Raw genomic sequence first — 12,704 nt, 5'->3', positions numbered from 1 at the left:
CCTGGCACGGCGCGCGCATACCCGACCCCCGTAACCGCGACGGGGGGGGACCACGCGGAGGAGACCCATGAGCCAGAGACCATCCGATTCATCCATCCAGGTGAAGCCGCTCGCAGGGCACATCGGCGCCGAGATCCACGGCGTCGACATCTCCAGGCCGCTGCCTGACGAGTCCGTGGCGGCCATCCGCGCGGCGCTGCTGAAGTGGAAGGTCGTCTTCTTCCGGGACCAGCCGCTCGGCCACGCCGAGCAGATCGCCTTCGCCGCTCGCTTCGGCGAGGTGACCTACGCGCACCCGCACGAGGACGAGCCGTTCGACGAGCACCCGGAGATCCTCGCCATCGACACCCGCCGCTACGATCGCCGCTACGGCAAGCGCTTCAGCTATGAGAACCGCTGGCACACCGACGTCACCGCGGCCGTGAACCCGCCGGCGGCGTCGATCCTGCGGGCGCACATCCTGCCGCCCTACGGCGGCGACACGACCTGGACCAACCTCGTGGCGGCCTACGAGGGGCTGTCCGCGCCGCTGCGCGCGCTCGTCGACGGCCTGCGCGCCGAGCACCGCTTCGGGCTGAGGTTCGCCCCGCAGGACCAGGACAGCCCGTACCTGCGCAAGGTGCGGGAGAACCCGCTCATCTCGATCCACCCCGTGGTGCGCGTCCACCCCGAGACCGGCGAGCGCGCGCTGTTCGTCAGCCCCGGGTTCACCAGCCACATCGTCGGCCTGTCGCCGCGCGAGAGCAGCGCGATCCTCGACCTGCTCTTCGAGCAGATCAGCCGCCCGGCGTACACCGTGCGGTTCCGGTGGGAGCCGGGCAGCGTCGCGTTCTGGGACAACCGGGCCACCGCGCACCTCGGCCCGCAGGACCTGGGGCACCTCGACGTCGAGCGCGTGCTCTACCGCGTGACGCTGACCGGGGACATCCCGGTCGGGGTCGACGGGGTGCGCTCCGAGATCGTGGCCGGCGAGCCGTTCGGCACGCGGCCCCCGAGCAAGCTGAAGCCCGTCCGAAAGGAGAAGGCGCCCGAGGCGGAGGTGCAGGCGTGACCGCCGCGAGCACGGGCGTCGAGAGGACGTCGTTCCGGGGTCCCCACGGGCCGGTCGAGGCGGTGCAGGTCCGCCCGTCGTCGGCCGGGCGCGCGCCGGCGCCGGCGGTGCTGATCCTCCACGAGGGGCTGGGGCTCACCGCCCACACGGTCGAGCTGGCGAGGCGCTTCGCGCAGGAGGGTTACCTCGCGTTCGCGCCGAACCTGTACTCGCACGACGCGGTTCACCGGACCTTCACCGAGGCGGAGGTGGCCCGCGGCGTCGGGCTGCTGCGCGCTCCGGACCGCGACGAGGTGGTCGCGCGGCTGCCGGCGGACGAGCAGGAGCGGCTGAAGGCGGTGTTCGCCTGGTTCAGCGACCGCGATACGTCGACGTACCTGCCTGACGCCAGGGCGGCGGCGGCGCACCTGGCCGGGCGGTTCGACGTGCGCCCGGGGGGCATCGCGGCGGTCGGCTTTTCGCTGGGCGGAGGGCTGGTGGGACAGCTCGCGGTTGCGGGCGTGGAGCTCGCGGCGGGCGCGGTCTTCTACGGGCAGGCGCCGCCGCTGGACCAGGTGACGAGCGTGCGCTTTCCGCTGCAAGTGCATTATGCGGAGGAGGATCCGGCGATCACGCCGAAGGCGCGCGCGGTGCAGGAGGCGTTCCGGGCTGCGGGGCGGGAGCTGATCTCGTTCGTGTATCCGGGGACGCGGCACGGGTTCTTCAACGAGACGCGGCCGGCGTACCACGCCGATGCGGCGCAGCTCTCGTGGCGGCGCACGCGGGAGTTCTTCGCCGAGCGTATCGGCGGCGGCGTCACCGCGCAGCTGCGGCCGTATGCGGTCGCCGGCGAGGGCGTCCGGGCAGCGGGGTAGCTGCACAGGAGCGCGGCCGCGGGGGTATGCCGCCTCGGACGTAAGGCGGCGGTCGCGGTTAGCTAGCTACCTCAGCTACCTCAACCTGGGTAGCTACCTCAACCTGGGTCGGCTACCTCAACCTGGGTCGGCTACCTCAACCTGGGTCGGCTACCTCAACCTGGGTCGGCTACCTCAACCTGCGGCTACCTCAACCTGGGTCGGCTACCTCAACCTGGGTCGGCTACCTCAACCTGGGTCGGCTACCTCAACCTCGGCTACCTCAACCTGGGTCGGCTACCTCCCGTCGCTCCTCAACCCGGGTCGGTCGCTGCTCCTCAACCCGGGTCGGCCGCTCCTCAACCTCGGTCGGTCACCTCAACCTGGGTCGGTCACCTCGTCTCACCTCAACCTGGGTCGGTCACCTCAACCTGGGTCGGTCACCTCAACCTGGGTCGGTCGCTCCCACCTCTGGCACGGCCGCTGCTCAGGCCCAGGCCATGACCGCCTCCACGCCCATCGCCGAGAGCAACGCTCCGAGCCCCATCCGCACCGACGACGCCGGCCTCATCGCCGGCGCCGTCACCGTCCCCGCGCCGGCCGGCGACCTCCCCGGCTACCGCGCCCACCCCGCCTCCGGCGGGCCGTTCCCGCTGGTGCTCGTCATCCAGGAAATCTTCGGCGTCCACGAGCACATCCGCGACGTCGTCCGCCGCTTCGCGAAGCGCGGCTACTACGCCCTCGCCCCGGATCTGTTCGTCCGCCAGGGCGACCCGAGCCGCCTCAGCACCATCGACGAGCTCCGGGCGCTGGCCGGCCGCGTGCCCGACCAGCAGGTGCTCGCCGACCTCGACGCCAGCATCGCCTTCGCCCGCGCCTCCGGCCAGGCCGACGCCACCAAGGCCGCCGCGGTGGGCTTCTGCTGGGGCGGGCGCATCACGTGGCTCTACGCCGCGCACAACCCCGCGCTCAAGGCAGCGGTCGCCTGGTACGGACGCCTCACCGGCGACCGGACCGAGGCGCAGCCGAAGCACCCGATCGACGTGGTGAGCGCGCTGCAAGTCCCCGTCCTTGGCCTCTATGCCGGCCAGGACCAGGGCATTCCCCTGTCGACGGTCACCGAGCTGCAGCAAGCGCTCCGTGCGGCCCCCAAAGCCGGCGGCGCGCCCGGCGCCGCGCGCTCCGACATCCACGTCTACCCCGACGCCCCGCACGCCTTCTACGCCGACTACCGGCCGAGCTACCGTCCCGACGCCGCCGCCGACGGCTGGGAGCGCCAGCTCGACTGGCTGACCCGACACGGCGTCGCCTGACCGCGCGCCAGACGCGACCGCGCCTCGGCGCCCGCTGCTGCCCCGGCACCACGCTGCACCTCCGCTGTTCCTCCGCACGCACCCGAGCTCCCTCGCTCCAACGCCCCCGCGCCCGGCGCGCCGCCGATCGGCTACCCTGACGCCGTGCGCGCGAAGATCCGAGACACCGAGATCTACTTCGACGTCGAGGGAATGGGCCTCGTCCCCGACGGCCCCGAGATGCGCGAACGGCCGGTGATGTTCGTCGTGCACGGCGGGCCGGGCGCCGATCACTCCTCGCACAAGGGCGGGATGACCCCGCTCTCCGACCGGGCGCAGCTCGTCTACTTCGATCACCGCGGCCAGGGGCGCTCGGCGCGCGGCCCGAAGGAGACATATACCCTCGAGAACAACGTCGAGGACATGGAGGCGCTTCGCCAGCACCTCGGCCTCGATCGCATCGTGGTGATGGGCACCTCCTATGGCGGCATGGTGGCCATGGCCTATGCGCTCCGGTACCAGCAGCACATCTCGCATCTCATCCTCGTGGCCACGGCGGCCAGCCACCGCCTCATCGACCGATCGAAACAGATCGTGGCGAGCCGCGGCACCGACCAGCAGAGAGACGCATGCGAGCGCCTCTGGGCCGGCAAGCTCGAGAGCGACGAGCAGTTCGCCGAGTTCCTCCGGATCATGGGGCCGCTCTACTCGACCACGTTCGACCCGCCGAAGGCGGCCGAGGCCAGCGCGCGCGCCATCTACAACGTCGAGGCGTGGAACGTGGCCCTGGAGCGGTTCATGCGGACATTCGACTTCACGCCGCGCCTCCCCGAGATCAAGGTCCCTACCCTCGTCATCGCCGGCCGGCACGACTGGATCTGCCCGCCCGATCTGTCGGAGGAGATCGCGCGCCTCATCCCGGGCGCCGATCTACGTATCTTCGAGCGCAGCGGCCACTCGGTGCGCGCCGACGAGCCGCGGGCGCTGCTCGACGCCATCGCCGGCTTCCTGGTCTACAGGCGGTAGCACGGTCGATGACGCCGAGCGCGGCGCGCGCTACTGGATCCCAGCCTTCTTCATCGCCGCGGGCATCCGCTGCATGATGACCGACCCGACCTTCTTTCCCACCTCCCCGCTGATCTCGGGGAGGAGCTTCGCGGCCTTCTTGCCGACCGGCGTGCCGTAGAACTTGATGAGCTCCTTCAGCTCATCGGCGGTGAACTTCCCCGCGTAGATGTCGACATTCCACTGGACCAGCTCGTCGTACGGCAGGACCTCGGCGACGACCGCCTTCAGCTTGCCGGTGTCCTTGGCCGAGATCCTCGCGCCCGCTTGCTGCATCGACGCCCCCATGTTGGTCATCAGCTGATCGATGAGGGCGTTGTAGACCTCCCTCGGCATGACGAGGTGCGTGAGCTCCAGGGCGAGCTTCTTCTCGGCCTCACCGGCGTGGGCGTCGCCGAGCGACACGAGGGAGAACAGGGTCACGAAGGCGAGCGAGACGATCCAGGAACGCGACGCGTGCTTTCTCATGATCCATGTCTATCACGGACGCGCCGCGGTCCGCGTCGCCCCGGCGAGCCCGCCGCCTCCCGTCGCTCGAGCCGCCGGGGCGCGCCCGTGGTGCGGGCGCGCGCGAGCCGCGCGGGCGGCCCACGCTCCCCGTCATACGATCGTCACCTCGTCCCCCACCCGCAAGGCGCCGGACTTCGTCTCGTGGATGTAGTTCTGACCGAAGTTCACGTCGCCGGGCTTCTGCGGATCGCGCCGGTACGTGGCGAGCGTGCGGAGCGGCTCCGGGCCGCGCTCCGCGGTGCGCTGATCGGTGGTGGTGACGACGCATCGGGCGCACGGGCCGCCGGCGCGGAGCACGAGCTCGCCAATGCGGACGCGGCCCCACCGATCCTCGTCGAAGGCGGCGCAGCCGCTCACGACGAGGCTGGGACGGAAGCGATCCATCGGCAACGCCGCGGCGCCCCGGTCCTGGAGGTGAGCGTTCAGGTCGGCGAGGGAGGCCTCCGAGATCACCAGCAACGGGAACTCGTCGGCGAACGACACCACATCTTCCGGGCGCGCCACCGAATCCTTGAGGACGGGCCGCCGGAACGCCTCGCCGGCCCGGACGAGCCGCGCCGGGTGATCGAGGAAGTCGCTGAGCCACGCGGCGACCTCGTCGCCGCAGTCCTCGGCCAGGAGGCCGGTGCTGCTCCAGACCTCGACGGTGAGCAGGCGCGCGCCTTGCGCCGACTGCGACGCGCGCGGCACGGAGATCGGCGAGCGGCCGGCGGCGCCGAGCGTGAGCTCGCCCTCGGAGAGCTGCGTCTCGATGAGCGCCATGCGCGGCAGCGGGCGCTGGGTGAGGGGCTTGCCCTCGGGGTCGATGATCATGAACCGCCGGTCGCCGACGAGGCCGAGCTCATCGACGGCCGCCGCGTCGAGCGCGAGGCCACGGCAGCCTTTGACGGGATAGATGTGGATGGCGGAGAGGCGCATTCAGGACGTATAACACTCCTCGGCTCCGCCGAGGGCTCGGGCGTCGCGCGCCCCCGCGCCGGCGGGCGACGCCCTCCTCCGACGGCGTCGTCGCTCGGCCGGCGCAGCCTCGACGGCGCTGTCATGGGCCCCCTCCGCGGCGACCGCGCGTCGGGAGCGGCTCCCGCCGCCGCTCCCCCTCACGCCACGCCGCCGTCCTCCGGGATCCCGAGCACCTGCCGCAGGTCCATCCCCACGATGATCTCGGCGTTCTGCCGCACCCAGTCGACGAGCGCCGGGCGCAGGGCGCGCGCGATCTCTTCCTTGACGAGCCCTTCGACGGCGCTGGGCCCGAGGTGCTTCGGGTCGAACGCGACGCCGCCGCCCGCGGCCAGGGCGCCGAACAGACGCACGAGCGACTCGACGCCCGCGGCCTGACCGGCCGCGCCGAGCGGCTCGACCCGCTCGACGGCGATCTCCCCGCCGCGGCTCACGACGAAGCGGCGGAGGTCGGCCTGCTCGACGCCGCGCTTGAGCAGCACCGCCGAGGAGCAGTCGACCTCGATGCGCTGCACGCGCGGCGCCGTCTCGATCTCCTGCCGGGTGCCCTCGACGTCGACGCTGGCCGCGATGGTGGCGCCCGCCGGGATGCGGAACCCGTCCGAGCCCACCGCGCCCGCGAGCGCCTCGCGCAGCGTCAGCCGCGCGGACACGCGGGCGCCGCGGACGGCGGGGCCGCCGCCGTCGGACTCCAGGTTCAGGAGCACCTGACGCACGGTCACGACGAGATCGGGATCGCTCGTCGGGTCGTACGGGGGTATGGCCATGGGCGTCGAGGTGACGAGTCCGCGCATGAAGGCGCGGGCCTCGTCCTCGGCCGAGTCCTTCCCGACCCGGACGAGCCCTCCCGTGTAGAACACGTTGGGCGTCATGGCGCCTGTGCGGAGGTCGTACTCGACTTGCTGCAACCCCATGTCGCCGAGCGGCGGCGGCAGGTCGATGACGAGGTAGGGCTCGAAGGCGACGCGCAGGAGCGTCGGCGCGAGCGTCAAGCGCAGCGCCGTGGCGCTTGAGGTGGCGAGCGCGGCTATCCCGGTGCGCTTCAGGACGGTGCGCGCGGGGAGGTCGAACGAGATCGAGACCAACTCGAGATCGAGCCACGGGGGCAGGAAGCGCCAGGCCATTCAGGGAGGGTACACCCATCTCGCCCCTGGGAGGGCGGCCTATTGACCTGCCGCCCGGGGCGCGCCCATCATGCCACCCATGAAGCCAGAGGAATTCCTGGGCGAGCTCGACCGCAGGGTGGGAGAGCGCCTCGCCCGCATCGGGGCCGCGGCCGGCGCGGCGGAGCCAGGGAGCGGGATCGGCGTCCCGGAGCTGCTCGCGACCGCGCTCAAGAAGGAGCTCGAGGCGACCGAGGAGGCTGCGCTCTGGCTCACCACCGAGACGGACGTCGAGGTGAAGCTCGCCCTCGCCCGCCAGTGCGGCGATGAGGCGAGGCACTACCGTCTCATCGCCGAGCGCCTCCGCGCGCTCGGCGTCGATCCGGCGTCGATCCCGGCCAGGTTCGGGCCGCCCACGCCGATGTTCGGGTACCTGAAGGGGCTCGGCTCGACGGTCGAGCGCGTCGCAGCGGGCCAGTTCACGCGCGAGGCGCTCGCCAAGGTGCACAACCAAGCCTTCATCGAGTACTGCGAGTCGCAGGGGGACGCCGAGACAGCGCGCCTCTACCGCGACGTCATCCAGCCCGACGAGGGTCATCACCACGAGATGGGCCGGCGGCTCCTGGCGCGCCTCGCGACCACCGAGGAGGCCCAGGCGCTCGCGCGCGCCGCCGCGATGCGCACGCTCGAGATCGCCGAGGAGCTCCAGGAGATCGCGCGCATCAAGATGGGGATCTGCCGCGCGCCCGGGTGCTAGCGGCCCAGCCCGCGACGCGGCTCTGGCGGATAACCCGCGGGCTCTCGCCGCCCGCGGCGAACTCGCGAACGCGAGGGTGCGCTAACGCTCTCTCGGCCGACTCCTGGACGTCGTTCGAACGGCGCCGCGTCAGCCATCGCGCGGAGCGGGCGACCAGGGCGGGCGCGGCCGTTCGGTCGCGCTCGCATGCGCCCCCCCTGGGCGTCCGAGCCGTTCGCGCGGCGCGTTCGGGACAAGAGGGCTCGCGCGCGTCGGTCGCTGCTCCGAGGCCTATATGCGGGATGGCCCGACGTGCGAAGATCGCTCAATCCATTCAACCTCTGGATACCAAGGTTGCCTCGTTGTCGCGAGATATCCTCGAGGCGAAGAGCGGCCCAGTTGACCGAGGGGGATTGTCATGAGCAGGTTTCCGGGGGACAGATCGTTCCGGGAGGTGGCTCGGTTCACCCAGGATTGTGGTTCGATCTGCACCCATGCAAGCCAGTACTGCCTCGAGATGGGGGGCGGGCACGCCGACGCCACGCACGTGCGGCTGCTCCAGGACTGCGCTGACATCTGCGAAGCGGCCTCGAAGCTCCTCCTGCGCAGCTCGCCGCAGCGCGCCCAGATCACGAGCGTGTGCGCGAGCCTCTGCGACCTGTGCGCGGCGAGCTGCGACAAGTTCGCCGGCGACACGCAGATGAAGACGTGCGCGGACGAGTGCCGCCGCTGCGCCGCTGCGTGCCGGCAGATCTGAGGCGACGGGGCGTCGGATCGCTCTGACCGCGCGGGTCGCGCCTTCCGGCGCATGCGCGCTCGCGCGATGCACTGTCGGGAACAGCAGGGCGGCCAGCGGATACCATCGACTTTTTTGGTGCTGCACCTGAATTGACTTACGGCTCTGATCACCGGAGCGCTTCGACGAAACAGGCTGTTGGATGCTCTTTTCGCCCTGGCGGTCTTTCCCTTGAGACGAGCAGCGTTATCGCTTCCTGGCCTCCCTGCGGCCCCTGTCGTTCCTCATCGCCCCATCCCTTGAGCACGCGGCCTCTGCGCGCGGCGGCCGGGTCGCGCTCGCGGTCGCGCGCGGTCCGACCGCGGAGCGCGACGCATGTGGCGGCGGCCCTCGGCTGCCGTGATATCCTCGCGCGCATGCGTTATCGAAGGGCGACGGGGGCGGCCGGGGTCGCACTCCTGTGCGTCGGGTGCGGCGCGGACGCGCCCGAGGTTCGGGTGCGCGCGGTGCGCGACCTGGGCGCGCTGACGTTCGAGCCATCGATTCGAGGGCGGGACGGCGGGTACAGCGCGCGGTGGGGTGATCGCTCGGTGTGGGTGTTCGGCGATACGACCCTGGAGGCTCCGGGGGCCGACGGCTCGCTCTGGAGATCGAGCACCTTCTGCTCAACCGACGACCTGGACGCGTCGGACGGGCTCTCGTCGCTGAGCGAGCCGCTCGACGCGGCCGGCGCGCCTGGGGAGTTCCTGCCGTTCACGGCGGAGGAGCTCGAGTTCAACGCCGCGCACTTTGGCCCTCAGGCGGAGGAGACGTGCAAGGAGGACTGCGAGGCGCGCTACGCGCTGTGGCCGGGGCCGATCGTCGTCGATGAGGCGACGGGCCGCGCGCTGGTCTTCTACAGCAAGCTGATTGGGCGTGCCGGGGGGTTCAACATCGACGCGCTGGGCTCGTCCATCGCGGTTTGGGAGGGCCTCGACGCGCCGATCGTGCGTCCGGCGGCGCGCCCGGGCGCCGCGGATCCCACGCTGATCTTCGGCGCGGACGAGCCGTCGTTCACGGCGGCGGCGCTCGTCCGCGAGGGGCTGCTCTACGCGTATGCCTGCGCGTGCTCGGGGCTCACGTGCCCGTGCCTCATCGCGCGCGTGCCGCTCGCGCAGGCGACGGAGCGCGGGGCGTGGCGGTTCTTCTCGGACGGCAGCTGGGTGGGGGATCATGACGAGGCGGAGCCGGTCATGGCGGGAGCGCCGATGATGTCGGTGCACTGGAACGAGCACGCCGGCAGGTACGTCGCGATCTACAGTGAGCCGATGTCGTCGGAGATCTCCGTGCGGACGGCCCCGGCGCCGGAGGGCCCGTGGTCGGACAGTGAGGTGGCGTTCACCGCGGAGGCGCCCTCAACCCCGGAGGCATGGCCGTACGCTGGCCTGGGGCACGCGGAGCTCGCTCAGGAAGGAGGCCGGGTGGAGTACGTGACCTATTTTCGGGAGACGGGTTTCTTGGAAGGAGAGCTCCGACTCGTGGAGCTAGAGCTCGAGTGAGGGACCGGACGACCTAGCGGACGACCTCACCCGGGTTGACTGACCGGACGACCTGACCCGGGTTGACCGCGGCCGACCTGACCCCGGTTGACCGGGACGACCTAACCCGGCTTGACCGAGACGACCTAACCCGGGTTAGCCGAGAAGACGACCTGGCCCCGGTTGCCCGACAAGACGACCTAACCCAGGCTGACCGGGCCGCCACCCGGGAAACCTGAGACGATCCGGCCCTGGTTGACGGCCAGCAGCGAACCCGACCCGGGTTGGCCGAGCGCCACCCCATCCGCGCCACTCCACGCGCGTCGGGCTGCTCCCCGGTTGGCGGAGCGGCCCAATCCGGGTCGATCTGGCGATTGGACCCAGCCACCCATAGGTACGCTCCTGTTCGGTCAAGCCGATCCTGCAACAACCTGCGTCTTGAGTCGCCTCGCTCCGCCATCTTGAGACGCACGTGCCCTCCGGCGACGTGTCGCCCCCGGTGGCCTCTCCGACCGACTCACCGTGCGCCGCCGGCGCAGCAACTACACCGTGAGCACGGCGTCCGTCACGGCGACCCCGTGAAACGCGCGCATCCACCACGTCCCCGCGGGGAATACGGCGCTGCGCACCCCGCTGCGCCACCGTTCGAGCGCCGCGCGGTACGACGCACGAAACGCGCGCACGGCGGCAGCAGCGATTCGCCATGCATCACCCTGCTCGCGGCCGACCGCAAACGTCGGACTGCAGCCGCGCAGCGGCTCGAAGCTCGTGGCACGCTCGTAGGGGGACACCCGGCTGGCGCCCTCCGCGCCAAGGACGTGTTGCCCTCGCCGCCCCACCTCCTCACGGGCCTGCGCTTCCTGTCGCTCCAGCTCAGCGGCGACCTCGCCGCGAAAGCCGTCGCCGCCATCCTGTTCGATGACAGGCGGCAGCGCGAGCGCGAGCGTTACTTCTTCTGGCCACTGCGGATTTTTCGCATCGAGATATGCCGCGGGTCGCGTCGCGCGCAGCACGCCGCAGCCGAGCTCGTTCACATCCACCTTGGCGCCCGGCCACTCGCGCGCATGTCGGACCAGGCCGGCGGCCACAGGATTCGCGAGCACGTAGGCGATCTTCTCCACCACCGCCGTCCGCGTCAGCAGCCGCACCACGCTCGTAGCTTCGTGGTCCCACACTGGCCCTTCCCACGTGCGGAGCACCTTGGTCCCGAGCGCGACGATGCGATGGAAGAATTGCAAAAAACGCGGCAGGACGCCCATCGTATCGGTCACGACGAGGTGCAGGTGCGACGACATCGCGCAGAGCGCGTGGACCTCGATGCCGAAGCGGCGCGTCGAGACGGTGAGGGTGTAGACCAAGAGCTGGGTGATGGCAGCGTCAGGGCGGAAGAGCAGATGCCTGCGCAGGACGCGACGGGTGATGAGGTAGGTGGCGCCTGCGGCAATTTCGCGGGGCTGGCTCATGGCTGGCGTGCAATGGCAAACGCCGTGCCGGCTGGTGGGGTGAATGATTTCAAGGCATTGGCTCGCTCCTTGGGGTGGCGCCGCCAGGGGCGCCAGGTGGTCCGCCACCTGGATAGTCCTTGAATCCACCTCAACCTGAATCCACCCCAACCTGGGTCCGGTCGCCCAACCTGGGTCCGGTCGCGCGCGAACCTGGGTCCGGTCGCGCGAACCTGGGTCCGGTCTCAACCTGGGTCCGGTCTCAACCTGGGTCCGGTCGCGCGAACCTGGGTCCGGTCTCAACCTGGGTCCGGTCGCGGTTCTTCTCAAACCGGCCATCAGGTAACCTCCCCCTGTGGCGACCAGCGACAGGAGCCGAGCCGAGTACCAGAAGCGGGTCAACCGCGTCATCGACTACATCCAGGCCCACCCCGGCGAGGAGCTCTCCCTCGAGACGTTGGCCGCGGTGGCGGCGTTCTCGCCGTTTCACTTCCACCGCGTCTTCAAGTCCATGACCGGCGAGAACCTCCGCGAGTTCATCCAGCGGACACGCCTCGAGACCGCGGCCAGCCATCTCACGTTGCGGCCGCGCGCCGACGTCCTCGAGATCGCGCTCGAGAACGGCTTCAGCTCGGCCAGCGCCTTCGCCCGCGCGTTCAAGGAGCGCTTCGGCATGAGCGCCTCCGCCTGGCGCAACGGCGGCGCCGCGGCCGCGCGCAAGGCGCGGCAAGCGGATCGCAAGCCGGGTGAAGTCGATCGCAACCCCGGCAAAGCAGCGGCGTGCGCGGTCGCCCAGGATGACGCCTCGTCGGGCACGGACGCCCGCCAAGACGAGGAGAAGATCATGAACGTCACCGTGAAGACGCTGCCGAGCTACCACGTGGCCTACGTCAGGAGCGTCGGCCCCTACGGCCCCGGAAGGAGCGTCGCCGAGGCCTGGCAGCGCCTCGTCCGCTGGGCGAGCGCGCGCGATCTGTGGACCCCGGACCGCATCTGCCTCGGCATCGCGCACGACAACCCCAAGGTCACCGACCCGTCCAAGTGCCGCCACGACGCCTCGATCGTGATCCCGGACGGCTTCAAGGCGGACGGCGAGGTCAACGTGACCGACATCGCCGGCGGGAAGTACGCCGCGAGCCTGTTCGTCGACGAGGCGAGCACGATCGGCGCCGCGTGGGACCGGCTCTTCGCCGAGTGGCTCCCGCAGAGCGGCTATCAGCCTGACCACCGGCCCTGCTTCGAGCTCTACCAGGGCGAGTTCCACGATCCCAAGACCAACACCTACCGCTGCGAGCTCTGCCTGCCGGTGCGCCCGCTCTAGCTGTGCTCGCCCGACGCCCGGCGCTCCCTGGCCGGACCTCTGCGCCGCGCCACGCGCGCCGGGCGCGGGCGCCGCCGCCCCTGCCCGGTCGGGGCCCGCCCTCCCCTCCGCGCACCCATAACCGCCCGATTTTGCTCATTT

12 protein-coding genes are annotated in these 12,704 nt (G+C 71.1%); 8 read left to right on the top strand and 4 right to left on the bottom strand.

Features of this window, described 5'->3' with window-relative positions:
• Positions 1-67: 67 nt before the first annotated feature.
• From WMF33_RS00595 to WMF33_RS00580, 4 genes are all read left to right on the top strand, one after another.
• On the top strand, positions 68-1,051 hold the full coding sequence (locus WMF33_RS00595) for a TauD/TfdA dioxygenase family protein (protein ID WP_437335297.1): 984 nt from the start codon (positions 68-70) through the stop codon (positions 1,049-1,051).
• On the top strand, positions 1,048-1,905 hold the full coding sequence (locus WMF33_RS00590; RefSeq protein ID WP_437335296.1) for a dienelactone hydrolase family protein: 858 nt from the start codon (positions 1,048-1,050) through the stop codon (positions 1,903-1,905). The genes WMF33_RS00595 and WMF33_RS00590 overlap by 4 nt, the downstream gene beginning before the upstream one ends.
• Before the next feature lie 479 nt (positions 1,906-2,384).
• Complete coding sequence (locus WMF33_RS00585) at positions 2,385-3,197, top strand: dienelactone hydrolase family protein (protein WP_437335295.1); 813 nt, start codon at positions 2,385-2,387, stop codon at positions 3,195-3,197.
• A 144-nt stretch (positions 3,198-3,341) separates the two neighbouring features.
• Complete coding sequence (locus WMF33_RS00580; RefSeq protein WP_437335294.1) at positions 3,342-4,202, top strand: alpha/beta fold hydrolase; 861 nt, start codon at positions 3,342-3,344, stop codon at positions 4,200-4,202.
• A 30-nt stretch (positions 4,203-4,232) separates the two neighbouring features.
• Here WMF33_RS00580 and WMF33_RS00575 read toward each other — a convergent pair whose 3' ends face one another.
• From WMF33_RS00575 to WMF33_RS00565, 3 genes are all read right to left on the bottom strand, one after another.
• Positions 4,233-4,709 carry a DUF2059 domain-containing protein gene (locus WMF33_RS00575; RefSeq protein ID WP_437335293.1) on the bottom strand — a complete coding sequence of 159 codons (477 nt, stop codon included), beginning with the start codon at positions 4,707-4,709 and terminating at the stop codon, positions 4,233-4,235.
• A 132-nt stretch (positions 4,710-4,841) separates the two neighbouring features.
• Positions 4,842-5,669: an MOSC domain-containing protein gene (locus tag WMF33_RS00570; RefSeq protein WP_437335292.1), complete on the bottom strand. Its 828-nt coding sequence runs from the start codon at positions 5,667-5,669 to the stop codon at positions 4,842-4,844.
• Between the two features lie 179 nt (positions 5,670-5,848).
• The gene (locus tag WMF33_RS00565; RefSeq protein WP_437335291.1) at positions 5,849-6,832 is read right to left on the bottom strand and encodes a hypothetical protein; all 984 of its coding nucleotides are present in this window, start codon (positions 6,830-6,832) and stop codon (positions 5,849-5,851) included.
• A 79-nt stretch (positions 6,833-6,911) separates the two neighbouring features.
• On the opposite strand from WMF33_RS00565, the gene WMF33_RS00560 reads away from it, so the two are divergent.
• From WMF33_RS00560 to WMF33_RS00550, 3 genes are all read left to right on the top strand, one after another.
• Positions 6,912-7,568 carry a ferritin-like domain-containing protein gene (locus WMF33_RS00560; protein ID WP_020464819.1) on the top strand — a complete coding sequence of 219 codons (657 nt, stop codon included), beginning with the start codon at positions 6,912-6,914 and terminating at the stop codon, positions 7,566-7,568.
• A gap of 397 nt (positions 7,569-7,965) precedes the next feature.
• Positions 7,966-8,304 carry a four-helix bundle copper-binding protein gene (locus WMF33_RS00555; RefSeq protein WP_061625178.1) on the top strand — a complete coding sequence of 113 codons (339 nt, stop codon included), beginning with the start codon at positions 7,966-7,968 and terminating at the stop codon, positions 8,302-8,304.
• Positions 8,305-8,699: 395 nt separating this feature from the next.
• Positions 8,700-9,821 carry a DUF4185 domain-containing protein gene (locus tag WMF33_RS00550; RefSeq protein WP_437335290.1) on the top strand — a complete coding sequence of 374 codons (1,122 nt, stop codon included), beginning with the start codon at positions 8,700-8,702 and terminating at the stop codon, positions 9,819-9,821.
• Between the two features lie 521 nt (positions 9,822-10,342).
• Here the strand turns inward: WMF33_RS00550 and WMF33_RS00545 are convergent.
• Entirely contained in the window at positions 10,343-11,263 is a 921-nt protein-coding gene (locus WMF33_RS00545; RefSeq protein WP_437335289.1) for a transposase, read from the bottom strand.
• Positions 11,264-11,597: 334 nt separating this feature from the next.
• Here WMF33_RS00545 and WMF33_RS00540 point away from each other — a divergent pair, with 334 nt between their 5' ends.
• Positions 11,598-12,563: an AraC family transcriptional regulator gene (locus WMF33_RS00540; RefSeq protein WP_437335288.1), complete on the top strand. Its 966-nt coding sequence runs from the start codon at positions 11,598-11,600 to the stop codon at positions 12,561-12,563.
• Positions 12,564-12,704 lie beyond the last annotated feature (141 nt).

The organism is Sorangium sp. So ce394, assembly GCF_051474665.1.
Taxonomy (GTDB): Bacteria; Myxococcota_A; Polyangia; order Polyangiales; family Polyangiaceae; genus Sorangium; species Sorangium cellulosum_D.
This window is presented reverse-complemented; position numbering and strand designations above follow the sequence as displayed.

Bases quoted from the DNA above. Each gene is read 5' to 3' on its own strand.
- WMF33_RS00550 (WP_437335290.1), top strand. From the start codon at position 8,700: ATGCGTTATCGAAGGGCGACGGGGGCGGCCGGGGTCGCACTCCTGTGC.
- WMF33_RS00570 (WP_437335292.1), bottom strand. From the start codon at position 5,669: ATGCGCCTCTCCGCCATCCACATCTATCCCGTCAAAGGCTGCCGTGGC.
- WMF33_RS00545 (WP_437335289.1), bottom strand. From the start codon at position 11,263: ATGAGCCAGCCCCGCGAAATTGCCGCAGGCGCCACCTACCTCATCACC.
- WMF33_RS00560 (WP_020464819.1), top strand. From the start codon at position 6,912: ATGAAGCCAGAGGAATTCCTGGGCGAGCTCGACCGCAGGGTGGGAGAG.
- WMF33_RS00565 (WP_437335291.1), bottom strand. From the start codon at position 6,832: ATGGCCTGGCGCTTCCTGCCCCCGTGGCTCGATCTCGAGTTGGTCTCG.
- WMF33_RS00555 (WP_061625178.1), top strand. From the start codon at position 7,966: ATGAGCAGGTTTCCGGGGGACAGATCGTTCCGGGAGGTGGCTCGGTTC.
- WMF33_RS00595 (WP_437335297.1), top strand. From the start codon at position 68: ATGAGCCAGAGACCATCCGATTCATCCATCCAGGTGAAGCCGCTCGCA.
- WMF33_RS00585 (WP_437335295.1), top strand. From the start codon at position 2,385: ATGACCGCCTCCACGCCCATCGCCGAGAGCAACGCTCCGAGCCCCATC.
- WMF33_RS00575 (WP_437335293.1), bottom strand. From the start codon at position 4,709: ATGAGAAAGCACGCGTCGCGTTCCTGGATCGTCTCGCTCGCCTTCGTG.